The organism is Autumnicola lenta, from assembly GCF_031846515.1.
Lineage (GTDB): Bacteria > Bacteroidota > Bacteroidia > Flavobacteriales > Flavobacteriaceae > Autumnicola > Autumnicola lenta.
The window spans coordinates 38232-53008 of the sequence record NZ_JAVRHO010000006.1 but is presented as its reverse complement, the minus strand read 5'-3'; the positions used below and the strand labels follow the sequence as shown (position 1 = coordinate 53008).

Genomic DNA, 14777 nt, shown 5'->3' with positions numbered 1-14777 from the left:
GAGTTAAATATAGTTATTTATCATTAATCATTGCAATTAAATCTAAAAGTCTGTTAGAATATCCTGTTTCATTGTCATACCATCCAATCAATTTTACCATTTTTCCGCCAATTACAGAGGTCATTTGCGAATCAAATACACAGGATGCGCTATTTCCCAAAATATCAACCGAAACCATAGGATCTTCGGTGTAATTCAAAATTCCTTTAAGATTCGTTTCAGAAGCAGCTCGAAAGACTTCATTAACCTGCTGGATGGTAGTTTCCTTTTCAATATTCAGCGTCATATCTGTTAAAGAACCATTGGGCACGGGAACTCTTATTCCGCAGCCTCCAATTACCTTGTTTAGGTCAGGAAAAATATAGGTTAAAGCTTTTGCTGCGCCCGTGGTCGTAGGAATAATAGACTGTGTTGCAGCCCGGCCACGTCTAAGATCCCGGTGGGGTTGATCATGAAGACTTTGGTCTGAGGTAAAGGAATGTACAGTAGTTATGTAAGCCTGGTCAACCACAAAATTCTCATGAATGAGTTTAAGCATAGGAGCAGCATTGTTTGTTGTGCAGGAGGCATTAGAAATAATTCTTTCTGTTCCGTCGAGGATATGCTCATTTACTCCTAACACAACCATTTTAATCGCTGGATCGTCGGGGGGAACAGAAAGTACAATTTTTTTAACTCCTGGTTTCAGGTGCTCTCTAAGATCTTTAGTAGACTTGAATCTTCCGGAACATTCAACCACATAATCCACATCATATTTATCCCATGGGATATCCCGGGGATGGGAATAATTCAGAACGGCTGTAGACTTATCTTTTATGGTAATTGTAGAATTCACTCCTATAACTTCTTCGGAAAGTTTGCCGTGGATGCTATCGTATTTAAGTAAATGAGTAAGCGTTTCAGCATCGGCAACATCATTTATCGCCACCACGTTATAATCTGGATGGTTGATGAGAAGTCGAAAAAAATTACGACCTATCCTGCCAAACCCGTTAATGGCAATATTTGCCGGTAGCGCCATAACATTAAAGAAACTTTGTTAATTGATATGCTTTTGTGCTTTATAGGAAGAACGAACTAACGCGCTACTTTCGACGTGACGAAATCCCAGGTCCAATCCTATGGCTTCGTACTTTTTAAACTGATCTGGAGTGATAAACTGCTTTACAGGAAGGTGTTTTTTACTGGGCTGTAAATACTGTCCAATAGTCACTACATCCACGCCAACATCTCTAAGGTCATGAAGCGTTTGTATAACTTCTTCTTCCTGCTCGCCCAGACCTAGCATAATTCCAGATTTGGTGCGGTTAATTCCCTGATCTTTAAGATACCTCAGGACCTCCAGACTGCGTTCGTATTTTGCCTGAATTCTTACTTCACGGGTCAGTCTCTTTACGGTTTCCATATTGTGTGAAACCACTTCTGGCATTACTTCTATAATACGATCCAAATTCCTTTCATTTCCTTGAAAATCAGGAATAAGAGTCTCTAAAGTAGTTTCAGGATTCATTCTGCGAATTGCCTTGACGGTTTCAGCCCAAATAATAGAACCCATATCTTTTAAATCATCACGATCTACACTTGTAACCACCGCATGTTTTATTTTCATAAGTTTAATAGAACGGGCCACTTTTTCAGGTTCATCCCATTCTACGGTATCCGGCCTTCCGGTTTTTACTCCGCAAAATCCACAGGATCGTGTACAGACATTCCCAAGGATCATAAAGGTGGCTGTTCCCTCGCTCCAGCATTCTCCCATGTTAGGACAGCTTCCCGAGGTGCAAATAGTATGTAAATCATACTTATCCACTAAATTGCGTAGTTCAGTATATTTTTTACCTGTTGGAAGTTTAACTCTTAGCCATTTTGGCTTGGCTTGAGGCTTAGTTTTTATGGGTGCGATAGTGTCTGTACTCATAGCAAAATTCTGTTATTCAAAGATACGATATTATAGCGAACTGCATAAATTTAGACAGTAGAGAGTAAAATTCCTTACTCATGTTTGCGGTCTTTAATAATTTCTGCCAGCAGTTTCCTGGCTCTCAGTAGTTTGACCTTAACATTATTCATTGGTTCATCTAGGTTTTCTGCAATTTCCTTATAAGATTTTTCCTGAAAATACCTGAGATTAATGACCTGCTGATAATGTGGTTTTAATTGCTTGATATCTCTTAATAATTGAGCAAGGTTCTGCTCACTTATAAGTTTATCTTCAATTGAAGGAGTTTCATCTGCAATGGCATAAACCTTTTCTTCATCATGATTTGTTGTTCGGGAACGAATTGAAGAATTCTTCTTCCTTATAAGATCTACATGAATATTTTTGGAAATTGCTATAAGCCAGGTGCTAAAGGAATATTTTTCATCAAAAGTCTCAATCTTGTTAAATGCCTTCGAAAAAGTCTGAATGCTAATATCTTCAGCTTCGTATTCGTTCCTGGTTTTTTTTAGCTGGAAACCGTAGACGTCATTCCAGAAAGTGTCCATAAGATAGTTAAAGGCTGCCTGACTACCGCCTTTTGCTTCCTTTATTTTGATTAGAAGCCTTTCTGGTTTTATTTCCAATGAGTAGGTTTTGAAAAAATATTAGCTATAAAGATACCGCTTTGAGTAAAGATTAAAAATAATTCCAGAATGGGAAATAACCAAACTACATCTTTTTCATCTAACCTCTCCGCAGATTTGTAGTACAGCGCAGCCTTTATTAAAATTACAATTCCAAAGGTGACTGTCGAAATTTGCCAATTTTCGGCAAACAGTAGTATAAGGAACAAAGTCCAGAACATAACCTGGGAAAAATAGAAGAGCGCCAGAAGAAGTTTGTGCTTTTTCTTATAATTCTTAGCTGTGGAAACATGTCTTCTTTTTTGCTTAATCCATGCGCTAAATGTGCTTTTTGGGACACTTCTGGTGAAAGCAGCGGGGTAATCGCAGATGGAAGTATTAATGCTGGTGGCGGCTTCATTAACAAACAGATCATCATCTCCCGATCTAAGGTGCAGATGACTGGCAAACCCGCTTTGCTGATAAAATAGTCCTGATGTATAGGCAAGATTTCTACCAACTCCCATGTAAGGACTCCCTAATTTTGCATAGGAAAAGTATTGAATTGCAGTAAGCAGAGTTTCAAACCTGATCAATTTATTCAAGAAGGAAGATTTATTTTTAAAGTAGCCTCCATAGCCCAGAACAATAGATGTCTCCTCCTGCAGGTTTCTACACATTTCGCTAATCCAGGAATTGCTTTGAGGCGCGCAGTCGGCATCAGTAAAGAGGAGATGTGTGTTTTTGGCTCTTTTTATACCCAAGGTTAACGCATATTTTTTATTTGCCCAAAATGCTTCGTTGTTCTTTACATCTACGATTTGAATTCGTGGATCCAATTCTTTAAACTTCTCCATTACTTCCAGAGTTTCATCCATTGACGCGTCATTAATGAGTATGACTTCAAAATCGGGATGATCCTGGTCTAATATCGAGGGAAGAAAAGAATTGAGATTTTGTGCTTCATTTTTTGCGCAAATAATAACAGAAACTGGTTGGGCAGCAGGTGCAAATGAAGATTTCTTCGCGGAGGCAAAACTGAAAAAGCTAACAAAATAGGCAAGATTAACTGCTGCAATCAGCAGGAAAAAGAACAGTAAAATTGTTGACATTAAATTTACCCGGCCTTTTCAGTAGTAGAACAGTCGCCAATCTCGTCAGGCAATTTTCCGCAATAACTACAAGCCTCACCTTCTTTATTTAAGAAAGGATTTTGGCTGGCGCACGTACCTGCAAATTTTCCATCTTTTTTTCCCCAGATTTTAATCGCAATTCCGGCAAAAGCAAGTGCTATGAGTATAAAGCTAATTATAAAAACTTCCATGATTTTCCTTTTTCTAATGCAAAAATAAGAATAAAAATAGGTCTGGGGAAATGTGAAGATAATTTATGCCAATCTTAGCGGTCTTTAACTAAAATTTAAATGTAATTAACTGTATGATTAACAGTTAGGTGATACCTTCGGTGTTGTATTTAAATATTTAGTTATGAAAATAAAGACAATATTATTTATAAGTGGTTTTTCAGTTTTTACATTCACTGCTTGTGAAAATAATGAGAAGAAGGAACAGGAGCGGGCGCGGGCTGAGCAGGTGGAAACCGAAAGAGAGGAAGCATTGGCAGATGAAGAGCAAAGGGAACTTGAGGGTAACAGCATTGTTGTAAAAACTATGGAGGCAGATTCCCTCACCACATTAAGCAATGCGCTAAAGAAGGCAGACATTTCTGAAACACTGAGAACAGACAGAGGTCCTTTTACTGTTTTTGCGCCAACAGATGCAGCCTTTAACGAGTTAAGTCAGGAAAAGCTGGATAGTTTAATGATGAGTGAAAATCAGGATCAGCTTTTAGATTTGTTGGAATACCATGTTGTTGAAGATGAAATTACTGCAGATGAACTGAGTCAGCAAATCCAGAGCAATAATGGAGAATATACTTTTAATACCATGGCAGGTGAAGAAATTACCGCTATGATGAGTGGTGATAATATTGTGCTTCGGGACGATAGTGGAAATATTGCAACCATTACACAGGCAGATTTGGATGCTTCTAACGGAGTTGTGCATGTTATTGATGCCGTGATGATGAAAAAAAAGTCCTGATTAGTCGTCTAGTAGTGAAGTAGAAGAAAGAGGCTATTTTTTTTAGGACAGCCTCTTTTCTAATTAGAGTATATTAACCTCGGGTTCAAGCTTGATCTGAAATTTTTCTTCTACTTTTTCCTGAACCTTTTGCGATAATCGTAAAATTTCCATACCCGTTGCGGTTCCGTAATTCACCAATACAAGCGCCTGATTCTTATGCACACCGGCATCTCCTTTTCTGTATCCCTTTAATCCCGCCTTTTCTATCAGCCAGCCTGCAGGAATTTTAACTTCTTGGCGTGAAACAGGATAAGAAGGCATTTCAGGATAAGCCCGTTGCAGCTCTTCAAAAAGTTCTACTGAAATAACAGGATTCTTAAAAAAACTTCCGCTGTTTCCAAGGATCCTGGGGTCGGGTAACTTTGACTGCCTTATAGATATTACGGCATCAGAAATCTCTTTGACTCCTGCATCCTTAATGCCTTTTTGATCAAGCGCATTTTTTATTGCCCCATAATCAGTATGCAAAACATGATGATTTTTTGTCAACCTGAAGGTGACACTGGTAATGATATACTGACCTTTAAACTTATTCTTAAAAACTGAATTTCTGTAATCAAATTTACATGCTTCTTTACTGAAGGTTTTCTGTTCCAGGGTTTGAATGTGAATGGCCTCGCATTCTTCAAAAACGTCCTTAAGTTCCACTCCGTAAGCTCCAATATTCTGAATAGGGGCAGTTCCCACTTTTCCGGGAATAAGGGAGAGGTTTTCCAGGCCACCCAATCCTTTTTCGAGCGTATATAGCACAAATTCATGCCAGTTTTCACCGGCACTGGCTTTTACAAGAACTTCATCTTTGTTTTCTGAAGTTAATTCCTTCCCTTTCAGATCAATATGAAGAACGGTTTTTTCAATGTCTTTTGTTAAAAGCATATTGCTTCCGCCGCCAAGAATAAAAAGTTCTGACGCATAGGTTTGAGCGAGCACCTCCTTTAGATCTTCTACATTAGTAACAGAGATAAAGCGCCTGGCGCTAACGTCAATTCCAAACGTATTATATTCCTTTAAAGAGGCATTATGCAGAAACTGCATGTTATTTGTTGTATTGCTTAAGGGCTTCTTCAAGAATTTCTATTGCCCGCTCCAGATTATCCCTTTTTAGAACATAAGCAATCCTCACCTGGTTTAATCCGGTATTTGGAGTAGAGTAGAAGCCGGCCGCTGGTGCAACCATTATTGTTTCATTGTTATGCTGAAAATTTTCCAGAAGCCACTTTGCAAAGTCTTCGGCATTTTCTACCGGAAGCTCGGCTATGCAATAAAATGCCCCTTTGGGTTTCGCTACTTTTACACCTTCAATTTTTTCCAGGCCTTCTATAAGGATATCTCTTCTAAGTGTATATTCTTTATTTACTTCATCAAAATATTCCTGCGGAGTGTCCAGTGCTGCTTCACTCGCTATTTGAGCAAAAGTAGGCGGACTTAATCTTGCCTGTGCAAACTTCATAGCAGCGGCTATTACATCCTTGTTCTTGGAAACAAGACAACCAATCCTGGCACCGCACATACTGTATCTTTTGGAAACAGAATCCACCATTATAGCGTGATCTTCCAATCCTGCTATACTCATAATGGAATGATGTTTTACACCGTCATAGGCGAACTCGCGGTAAACTTCGTCCGCCACGACAAAAATATCATGCTTTATAGCAAGATCTGCTATCTGCTGAATTTCATCTTTCGTATAAAGATAGCCGGTAGGATTTCCAGGATTACAGAGAAGGATAGCCTTTGTTCTTTCTGTAATGAGGCTTTCAAATTCACTTACGGGAGGTAAAGCAAAATTGTTTTCAAAAGAAGCCTGTATAGGCAAAATTTTCACACCTGAAGTTTCTGCAAAAGCGTTGTAATTGGCGTAAAAAGGTTCCGGAATGATTATTTCGTCTCCAGGATCTGTAATACTTCCCATTGTAAAATTAAGTGCTTCAGACCCTCCTGTTGTAATTATAATATCTTCGCTGCTTACTGGGATATCATGCTTTTTATAATATCCTGCTAACTTCTCCCTGTAGCTAAGAAAACCAGCCGAATGACTGTAGGAGAGAACCTCTATGTTATTATTTTTTATAGCATTTAATGCTATCTGCGGAGTTTTTATATCCGGTTGGCCAATATTTAACTGGTAAATCGTCCTTCCCTCCCGTATAGCGGCTTCTGCATATGGAACAAGCTTTCGAATAGGGGATTGGGGCATATTTTGACCCTTCTGGGAAATACTAGGCATAACTGTCAATTTTTTATAGAATACAAAAATGCAAAAATAATAGTAGAATTAATAAGGTTGCGGCCAATATATAGAAGGATTTTAAACACAACAATAAATTGGCCTTTTTACCATTTCTAAAAAACAAAAAACCTCCCAGTTGGGAGGTTTTTGTTTTTTTAAAATTTAGTTTTAAATCTCGGTAACTTCTTCCGGTAAAACTTTTCCTTTAATCTTAAGGGCTTTTATAGTCTCTTCAGCATTAGAGTATACAGTAACTGTTTTTCTGATTGGTCCCACTCTTTTAGTATCGTACTTTACTTCGATAGTTCCGGTTTCTCCCGGAGCAATAGGGCCTTCAGGTTTTTTCGGAATAGTGCACCCACAGCTGGAAGATACCTCTTTAATTACAAGTGGTTCATCTCCTGTGTTTGTGAATTCAAACACACGAACTCCATCACTTCCTTTTTTTATTTCGCCATAATCAATTGTCTCAGATTGGAATACGATCTTGGCCTGTGCCATTGTGGTTCCTATTCCGGCTAAAATAAAAGTGGCAATTAGTACTAATTTTTTCATGTTTTTTGGGTTTAGATAGATCTTGTAAAGATACTCTGAATTAAAAATTACACCAAATTTTATTCAATTCAACTTCTTTCAAAATCCTTTAGTTATAATTACTTTTGCTTTTATTTCAAAAATCAGACCAAGTTATGGCTATTGCTTCCCAATACAATTCCCAACAAGTAGAAGATAAGTGGTACAAATACTGGATGGATCATAATTATTTCCATTCAGAAGTAGACGAGAGAGAACCGTACACCATTGTAATCCCTCCGCCTAATGTGACTGGTGTTTTGCATATGGGACATATGCTGAACAATACCATTCAGGATGTATTGGTAAGACGCGCTCGCCTAAAAGGCTTTAATGCCTGCTGGGTGCCGGGGACAGATCATGCTTCTATTGCTACGGAAGCTAAAGTTGTAGCAAAACTTAAGGCTGAAGGGATCAATAAAAATGACCTGAGCCGGGAAGAATTTCTGGAACATGCCTGGGAGTGGACCCATAAGCATGGTGGAATTATTCTGGAACAGTTAAAGAAACTGGGAGCTTCCTGTGACTGGGAGAGGACAAAGTTCACTATGGACGAAGAGATGTCTGCTTCAGTAATAAAAGTTTTTATAGATCTTTATGAAAAAGGGTTAATTTATCGGGGCTACCGAATGGTTAACTGGGATCCTGAAGCGAAAACCACTTTATCTGATGAGGAAGTTATTCATCAGGAAAAACAGGGGAATCTTTATTACCTTAAATACAGAATCGAAGGGAGTGACGATACATTGACGATCGCCACCACCAGGCCTGAGACTATTCTTGGAGATACGGCTATTTGTATAAATCCTAATGATGAACGATTTTTTCACCTCAAAGGGAAGAAAGCTATTGTTCCTATCAACAATCGTGTAATCCCAATTATTGAAGATGAATATGTAGATCTGGAGTTTGGTACAGGGTGTTTAAAAGTGACACCGGCCCATGATGAGAATGATAAAATGCTGGGTGACAAGCATAATCTTGAAGTTATCGATATTTTGAACGATGATGCTACCTTGAATTCCTACGGAATGCATTACGAAGGAAAAAATAGGTTTGTTGTTCGGAAGGAAATTACAGAGGAATTGAAAGAGCTGGGAATTCTAGTAAAAACTGAAGAGCATATTAACAAAGTAGGCACCAGCGAACGTACAGGGGCGGTTATAGAACCAAAATTGAGTGATCAATGGTTCTTAAAAATGAAAGATCTTGCCGAACCTGCAATAAAAGCGGTTGTTGGTGACGATATAAATCTTGTTCCGGATAAGTTTCTAAATACTTACAAGCACTGGATGGAAAATGTGCGGGACTGGAATGTCTCCCGTCAGTTATGGTGGGGACAGCAGATTCCGGCTTATTACTATGGTGACGGAAAAGAAGATTTTGTTGTTGCTGAAAATCCGGAAGCAGCCCTTGAAAAGGTTAAAGAAAAGACGGGCAGTCAAAAATGGCAATTATCGGACATTAGTCAGGATAAGGATGCTTTAGATACCTGGTTTTCTTCCTGGCTTTGGCCAATGAGTGTCTTCAACGGCATTCTGGAGCCGGAAAATAAGGAGATTCAGTATTATTACCCTACAAATGACCTCGTGACAGCGCCGGAAATCCTCTTTTTTTGGGTAGCGCGTATGATAATGGCAGGATATGAATACCGGGGAGAACGACCCTTTAAAAACGTCTATTTAACCGGGATTGTTCGGGATAAACAGCGCCGGAAGATGTCAAAATCTCTCGGAAATTCTCCAGATCCACTGGGATTAATTGAGCAATACGGTGCAGATGGCGTTAGGGTGGGGATGTTGTTAAGTTCTCCTGCCGGGAATGATCTTATGTTCGATGAAGATCTTTGCAAACAGGGGAGTGGCTTCATAAATAAGATCTGGAATGCCTTCAGGCTCGTAAAAGGCTGGGAAATTTCCGAAGAAAAAGAACAGGGTAAAACCTCAAAAATTGCAATTGACTGGTATAGGGCGAAGTTTCAAAAGGTTTTGAATGAAATAGAAGATCATTTCGATAAATACAGGATTAGCGATGCTTTAATGGCCACTTATAAGCTCATCTGGGACGATTACTGTTCCTGGTTCCTCGAAATGGTAAAACCTGCTTTTGGAGAGCCAATAGATGCGACTACTTTCAAGGAAGTTATTGCTATTCTTGAAGATAATTTAAGGATTTTGCATCCTTTTACGCCGTTTTCTTCCGAAGAAATCTGGCAGGAAATAACAGGAAGAACTCCGCAGGAAGCTTTAATTATAGCTAAGTGGCCGGAATTAAGTTCTTTCGATGAAAAAATTATTTCAGATTTTTCAGTTGCTTCAGAAGTGATTACGGGAATCAGAAAGATCAGAAAAGAAAAAAATATTTCCTTCAAAAATGAAATTGAATTTAAAGTTTTAAACAACGAAAAAACTTCAGAATTCTTTGACCCTGTTATTATAAAAATGGGAAACCTTTCGGAACTAAAGTATGTGGAGAAGCAGGTTGAAGGCGCATTGTCCTTCCGGGTAAAATCGAATGACTATTTTGTTCCTGTTTCAGGAGCCATAGATGTTGATGCTGAAATAAAGAAACTGGAAGAGGAGCTAACTTATACTGAAGGTTTTCTTAAATCTGTAGACAAAAAGCTATCCAACGAACGTTTTGTAAATAATGCTCCGGAAAAGGTCGTGGCTATAGAGAAAGCAAAGAAAGCAGATGCCGAATCGAAAATAGAGGCTTTAAAAGCGAGTCTGAAAAGTTTGAAATAGAAGAGGGAAGAGTTAAAAAAAATGGCAGTGGAGTTTAGTCTACGCTGCCAATATATTCTTCTACCAGGTCAATATATTTTTCCTGAGCCTCTTGTTTTGTCAAATCTTTAACCTGAACCAAAGCATTTACTTTAAAGGCGGAGCGTAAATCTCCAACACTGGTAGGTGGCAGATAAAAGCCATTTTTTGAAGTGGCGCGCTTATAGTAGGCATAAAAATGAAGTAACACATCTGGTGGAAACCTTTGATCTGTTGTACTTGCCATTTTATAGGCCTTTAAAAACTTTGTATTCTTTTCTTCTGGCATAATTCAATTATTCCTGAATTTTTCCAATCACACTTATGCCGCCTTTAACTTTCTGGTTTAGTTCTACATGTAATGGCGTACCTAGAGGCATAAAAACATCTACACGGGAGCCAAATTTGATAAAGCCACTATCACTTCCCTGAACAACTTCCTCTCCCTCTTCGGCATAATTCACAATTCGTTTGGCCATAGCTCCGGCAATCTGTCTATACAGGATTTCTCCTGTAACTTCATTTTCTACAACCACTGTAGTTCTTTCGTTTTCTTCACTGGATTTAGGGTGCCATGCTACGAGAAACTTCCCGGGATGGTACTTACTAAATTTTACTTTTCCTCCCACAGGGTGACGGGTAACATGCACATTTATGGGGGACATAAAAATAGAAACCTGTAATCTTTTGTCTTTAAAATATTCTTTTTCGTAAACTTCTTCAATTACGACAACTTTTCCATCTACTGGTGCTACCACATTTTGATTATTAATTTCAGTTTTTCTCTTCGGATTCCTGAAAAATTGGATGACGAGTAGGAAAAGTAGGATCGTGACGATAAGGATTAAAAATTTAATCCAGTACGTGTTTATTAAACTGTAACTAAGAACATTTATTGCAATTAATAATATTGCAGTAATGATCATTATCTTATAACCTTCTTTATGAAACATAATCTAATAGGTATAAATATGCATAAACAAAGGGACTGGCAAAAATAATACTATCAAGCCTATCGAAGAGGCCGCCATGTCCCGGCATTAGTTTTCCGCTGTCTTTTACGCCTGCCTGTCTTTTGAACTTAGACTGAATCAGGTCGCCCAGAGTACCAAAAATACTCAATATTACAGCTAATCCCAACCAAATTGGGAAAGTTAAAAATTCCGTGTAAAAGTGAATAAAATAGCTGGCTACGCAGCTAAAAATGAGTCCGCCTAAAAAACCTTCAATAGTTTTCTTTGGAGAAATGCGCTCAAAAAGTTTTCTACGACCAAAATTTTTGCCCACAATAAAGGCAAAAGTATCATTAGTCCATATCAAAATAAAAATTCCAACGACCAGTTTAGGAATAAAAACTCCGGCAATAGTTGGAATAAGTGTGAGAAAAATGACGGAGGAGATAAGATAGAATATAATGATAATATATTTCTTCTTTTCAAACACCGGAATTTTATTAACCACCATTAAATCCTTAACAAGAAACAAATTAACGAACATGGTAATAAAGAGAAGAAGGATTGTAGCGTCCTGATCAAATTTTAAATAACTGAAGAGGTAGAAAAGCAAGGCCTGGACTGCATATAATGCATAACTTTTAAGGTGTAGTAGTTTCTGCATTTCAACAAGGCAAACGAGGCCAAGTAAATAGAATAAACTAATAAAAACAAATTCAGAAGAGAGGATAGAAGCTACCAAAATGGATATATACAGTAATCCTGAAATAGTTCTGATTATGGCTTCCCTCATAGATTAAAGATCTTCAAGAAGTAGCAAATATAGGTTTTTAGCGCTACTTCCATAGCTCATAAAATCACCTTCTTTCTGCGTTTCGAAATTTTTAATGGTGGTAATATTGGAGGGAATATGTTGCTTATTTCTGAATTTTATACCTCGTAATCCTTCCCCTATAGTGTCAATAAGCTGACTAGTGGAGGCTAGAATGACAAAATTAGCGGGTAAATCATGCAGTTTGCTTTCCTTTATCTGGTTTGAAGATATAAGGATAGACCCATCATTGGCAATAAGGTACTCACAGGTAGAAAGGAGGAAAGCTGCCTGGGAAGATCTGTTGAAATCAAGGTTAAAATTATTAAACTTATCCTGAAGCCCCTGGTCAAAACAAAAACATTCTTTCTCATACCAGTCGTTTTCCAGCAGGATGTTGTCAAAAGCCTCAAGAACTTCATCGTTACTCTCACAATAGAGAAACTTTCCCCCATTATTCCTGAAGTTAAGCATAAATCTCTCGTCTGTCGGTAATTTTACCTCAGGCATATACTTTCCCCTATCAGCTTTTTCAGGACCTTCCTGCTTTTTGTCTGATTTAGATTTGGGGTTCAGGAATCTGCTAAATAGACTCATAAAGTGTTATGTGTGGTTCTCGACGTCATTATCTCAAAGATAAAAAAATCTTAATCTAACCTTAGGTCAAATTAAGATTTTTTACAGATGCTTAAAAAACTATTTTTTAACGGAATCGCTATTAGCAACAGTATCTCCATCAAAATTATCAGAATCGGGATTAGCCTGGGCTACTTCCTCTTCCGGAGTTACGTTTTTAGTGGCTTTAGCAAGCTCCTCCCGATCTTTAGCAAACGGGCGCGCTCCAAAAATTTTCTCAAGATCATCTTTAAAGATAACTTCTTTATCTAACAGGATTTCCGCCAATTGTGTAAGCTTATCTTTGTTCTTTGTAAGAAGAGCAATGGCCCGTTGGTACTGAGCTTCAATAAGTCCCGAAATCTCTTTATCTATAAGTTCTGAAGTACGCTCACTATACGGTTTTGTGAAATTATATTCACTTTGCCCTGAAGAGTCGTAATAGGTAAGATTTCCTACGGCCTCATTAAGACCATATATTGTTACCATTGCACGTGCCTGTTTTGTCACTTTTTCAAGATCGCTAAGTGCGCCAGTAGATATTTTATCAAAAGTAACTTTTTCTGCTGCACGTCCACCTAGAGCTGCACACATTTCATCCAGCATTTGTTCTGGCCTTACAATTAGGCGTTCCTCCGGTAAATACCAGGCTGCACCCAGAGACTGGCCACGGGGAACAATTGTTACCTTAACAAGAGGAGCTGCGTGTTCCAACATCCAGCTAACCGTTGCATGTCCTGCCTCATGAAAAGCAATTGCTCTTTTTTCTTCAGGAGTTATTATCTTATTCTTTTTCTCAAGTCCACCAACAATTCTATCTACGGCATCAAGAAAATCCTGTTTTCCTACTGCTTTGTTTCCTTTTCTTGCGGCTATAAGAGCAGCCTCGTTACAAACATTGGCGATATCGGCTCCCGAAAATCCAGGGGTTTGTTTTGCCAGAAATTCTGTATCCAGCTCATCTGCAACTTTTTTCAATGGTTTTAAATGAACTTCAAAAATTTCCTTTCGTTCATTTAGATCGGGAAGGTCTACGTAGATCTGACGGTCAAAACGTCCTGCACGCATTAAGGCTTTATCCAGAACATCTGCACGGTTTGTTGCTGCAACCACAATAACATTTGTGTTAGTCCCGAATCCGTCCATTTCTGTTAACAACTGGTTAAGCGTATTTTCACGTTCATCATTAGATCCTGAAAAGTTACTTTTCCCCCGCGCCCTTCCAATGGCATCAATTTCGTCAATAAAAATAATGGAAGGAGATTTTTCTTTTGCCTGTTTAAATAAATCACGTACTCTGGAAGCTCCAACTCCTACGAACATCTCGACAAAATCTGAGCCCGACAGTGAGAAAAACGGAACTTTAGCTTCTCCAGCTACGGCTTTCGCCAATAAAGTTTTACCGGTTCCCGGAGGACCTACCAATAAAGCTCCTTTTGGGATTTTTCCACCTAAAGCGGTATATTTTTCTGGTTGTTTCAGGAAGTCTACGATTTCCTGTACTTCCTCTTTTGCTCCTTCCAATCCGGCAACATCTTTAAAGGATGTTTTCACGTCGGTATTTTGATCAAAAAGCTTTGCCTTGGATTTTCCAATGTTAAAAATCTGCCCGCCGGCACCACCACCGGCACCAGAACTCATTTTTCGCATAATAAAGATCCAAATACCAATAATTAGGATAAAAGGTAAAAGTGTAAAGAAAACTTCGCCCCAAACATTAGTTTCCCTCTCAAAGGTCACGTTTGCTGAAACGTCATATTCTTGCTCAATATCTTCTACGTCATTCTGAAACTTCTCAAGGCTCCCAAGATTAAAGGTATAGGCAGGGGTATCTCCCGCAGCAAACATTTCTTCGTTAGTTTTGGATTGATGTTGGTCTTCTTGTTTTGCCTCCTCGGTGAGATAGACATTTGCCTTTTGACTATTAACAATTACGACCTTTTGAACATCACCATCTTTCAGGTATTCTTCAAACTGGTTTGGTGTGATCTTGGCTGGCTCGTTAAAGCCGCCGCCGGTGAAAAACTGAATTCCTAAGAAAATAATGATTATAGCCGCATAGATCCAATACGCACTAAATTTAGGCTTTTTAGGATCTAGTTTCTTTTTGGGTTGCTCTTTCGCCATTCTTGCTTACTTCTG

15 protein-coding genes are annotated in these 14777 nt (G+C 38.5%); 2 read left to right on the top strand and 13 right to left on the bottom strand.

What is annotated here, in order from left to right; genetic code table 11:
- Positions 1 to 13 precede the first annotated feature (13 nt).
- The 5 genes from gap to RM545_RS05425 all read right to left on the bottom strand — a co-directional run bounded on the left by gap (position 14) and on the right by RM545_RS05425 (position 3868).
- Positions 14 to 1021: a type I glyceraldehyde-3-phosphate dehydrogenase gene (gene gap / locus RM545_RS05445; protein ID WP_311494306.1), complete on the bottom strand. Its 1008-nt coding sequence runs from the start codon at positions 1019 to 1021 to the stop codon at positions 14 to 16.
- Between the two features lie 18 nt (positions 1022 to 1039).
- The gene (gene lipA, locus RM545_RS05440; RefSeq protein ID WP_311494305.1) at positions 1040 to 1918 is read right to left on the bottom strand and encodes a lipoyl synthase; all 879 of its coding nucleotides are present in this window, start codon (positions 1916 to 1918) and stop codon (positions 1040 to 1042) included.
- A 74-nt stretch (positions 1919 to 1992) separates the two neighbouring features.
- Positions 1993 to 2565 carry an RNA polymerase sigma factor gene (locus tag RM545_RS05435; protein ID WP_311494304.1) on the bottom strand — a complete coding sequence of 191 codons (573 nt, stop codon included), beginning with the start codon at positions 2563 to 2565 and terminating at the stop codon, positions 1993 to 1995.
- Positions 2556 to 3656, bottom strand: coding sequence for a glycosyltransferase (locus RM545_RS05430; protein WP_311494303.1), 1101 nt, complete (start codon positions 3654 to 3656; stop codon positions 2556 to 2558). Before RM545_RS05430 ends, RM545_RS05435 begins: the two co-directional genes overlap by 10 nt.
- A gap of 5 nt (positions 3657 to 3661) precedes the next feature.
- Positions 3662 to 3868, bottom strand: a complete 207-nt coding sequence (locus RM545_RS05425; protein ID WP_311494302.1) for a membrane or secreted protein — start codon at positions 3866 to 3868, stop codon at positions 3662 to 3664.
- A 163-nt stretch (positions 3869 to 4031) separates the two neighbouring features.
- Between RM545_RS05425 and RM545_RS05420 the strand changes: the two genes are divergently transcribed.
- Positions 4032 to 4646, top strand: a complete 615-nt coding sequence (locus tag RM545_RS05420) for a fasciclin domain-containing protein (RefSeq protein WP_311494301.1) — start codon at positions 4032 to 4034, stop codon at positions 4644 to 4646.
- A gap of 63 nt (positions 4647 to 4709) precedes the next feature.
- Here RM545_RS05420 and murB read toward each other — a convergent pair whose 3' ends face one another.
- The 3 genes from murB to RM545_RS05405 all read right to left on the bottom strand — a co-directional run bounded on the left by murB (position 4710) and on the right by RM545_RS05405 (position 7473).
- Positions 4710 to 5723 carry a UDP-N-acetylmuramate dehydrogenase gene (gene murB, locus RM545_RS05415; RefSeq protein WP_311494300.1) on the bottom strand — a complete coding sequence of 338 codons (1014 nt, stop codon included), beginning with the start codon at positions 5721 to 5723 and terminating at the stop codon, positions 4710 to 4712.
- Position 5724: 1 nt separating this feature from the next.
- The gene (locus RM545_RS05410) at positions 5725 to 6915 is read right to left on the bottom strand and encodes a pyridoxal phosphate-dependent aminotransferase (RefSeq protein WP_311494299.1); all 1191 of its coding nucleotides are present in this window, start codon (positions 6913 to 6915) and stop codon (positions 5725 to 5727) included.
- Positions 6916 to 7086: 171 nt separating this feature from the next.
- A complete protein-coding gene (locus RM545_RS05405; protein WP_432264573.1) occupies positions 7087 to 7473 on the bottom strand; it encodes a DUF1573 domain-containing protein in 387 nt (128 codons plus the stop codon).
- A 134-nt stretch (positions 7474 to 7607) separates the two neighbouring features.
- On the opposite strand from RM545_RS05405, the gene RM545_RS05400 reads away from it, so the two are divergent.
- Positions 7608 to 10238, top strand: a complete 2631-nt coding sequence (locus RM545_RS05400; RefSeq protein ID WP_311494298.1) for a valine--tRNA ligase — start codon at positions 7608 to 7610, stop codon at positions 10236 to 10238.
- 34 nt (positions 10239 to 10272) lie between these two features.
- Here RM545_RS05400 and RM545_RS05395 read toward each other — a convergent pair whose 3' ends face one another.
- The 5 genes from RM545_RS05395 to ftsH form a co-directional block, all read right to left on the bottom strand.
- A complete protein-coding gene (locus tag RM545_RS05395) occupies positions 10273 to 10545 on the bottom strand; it encodes an acyl-CoA-binding protein (protein ID WP_311494297.1) in 273 nt (90 codons plus the stop codon).
- 7 nt (positions 10546 to 10552) lie between these two features.
- Positions 10553 to 11209: a phosphatidylserine decarboxylase family protein gene (locus RM545_RS05390; RefSeq protein WP_311494296.1), complete on the bottom strand. Its 657-nt coding sequence runs from the start codon at positions 11207 to 11209 to the stop codon at positions 10553 to 10555.
- Positions 11199 to 12002: a phosphatidate cytidylyltransferase gene (locus RM545_RS05385; RefSeq protein WP_311494295.1), complete on the bottom strand. Its 804-nt coding sequence runs from the start codon at positions 12000 to 12002 to the stop codon at positions 11199 to 11201. The genes RM545_RS05390 and RM545_RS05385 overlap by 11 nt, the downstream gene beginning before the upstream one ends.
- 3 nt (positions 12003 to 12005) lie before the next feature.
- Positions 12006 to 12617, bottom strand: coding sequence for an LUD domain-containing protein (locus RM545_RS05380; RefSeq protein WP_311494294.1), 612 nt, complete (start codon positions 12615 to 12617; stop codon positions 12006 to 12008).
- A 99-nt stretch (positions 12618 to 12716) separates the two neighbouring features.
- Complete coding sequence (gene ftsH, locus RM545_RS05375) at positions 12717 to 14762, bottom strand: ATP-dependent zinc metalloprotease FtsH (protein ID WP_311494293.1); 2046 nt, start codon at positions 14760 to 14762, stop codon at positions 12717 to 12719.
- Positions 14763 to 14777 lie beyond the last annotated feature (15 nt).

Coding starts and splice junctions, on each gene's coding strand:
- gap (WP_311494306.1), bottom strand. CDS start 1,021: ATGGCGCTACCGGCAAATATTGCCATTAACGGGTTTGGCAGGATAGGT.
- lipA (WP_311494305.1), bottom strand. CDS start 1,918: ATGAGTACAGACACTATCGCACCCATAAAAACTAAGCCTCAAGCCAAG.
- RM545_RS05430 (WP_311494303.1), bottom strand. CDS start 3,656: ATGTCAACAATTTTACTGTTCTTTTTCCTGCTGATTGCAGCAGTTAAT.
- RM545_RS05425 (WP_311494302.1), bottom strand. CDS start 3,868: ATGGAAGTTTTTATAATTAGCTTTATACTCATAGCACTTGCTTTTGCC.
- RM545_RS05420 (WP_311494301.1), top strand. CDS start 4,032: ATGAAAATAAAGACAATATTATTTATAAGTGGTTTTTCAGTTTTTACA.
- murB (WP_311494300.1), bottom strand. CDS start 5,723: ATGCAGTTTCTGCATAATGCCTCTTTAAAGGAATATAATACGTTTGGA.
- RM545_RS05410 (WP_311494299.1), bottom strand. CDS start 6,915: ATGCCTAGTATTTCCCAGAAGGGTCAAAATATGCCCCAATCCCCTATT.
- RM545_RS05405 (WP_432264573.1), bottom strand. CDS start 7,473: ATGAAAAAATTAGTACTAATTGCCACTTTTATTTTAGCCGGAATAGGA.
- RM545_RS05400 (WP_311494298.1), top strand. CDS start 7,608: ATGGCTATTGCTTCCCAATACAATTCCCAACAAGTAGAAGATAAGTGG.
- RM545_RS05395 (WP_311494297.1), bottom strand. CDS start 10,545: ATGCCAGAAGAAAAGAATACAAAGTTTTTAAAGGCCTATAAAATGGCA.
- RM545_RS05390 (WP_311494296.1), bottom strand. CDS start 11,209: ATGTTTCATAAAGAAGGTTATAAGATAATGATCATTACTGCAATATTA.
- RM545_RS05385 (WP_311494295.1), bottom strand. CDS start 12,002: ATGAGGGAAGCCATAATCAGAACTATTTCAGGATTACTGTATATATCC.
- RM545_RS05380 (WP_311494294.1), bottom strand. CDS start 12,617: ATGAGTCTATTTAGCAGATTCCTGAACCCCAAATCTAAATCAGACAAA.
- ftsH (WP_311494293.1), bottom strand. CDS start 14,762: ATGGCGAAAGAGCAACCCAAAAAGAAACTAGATCCTAAAAAGCCTAAA.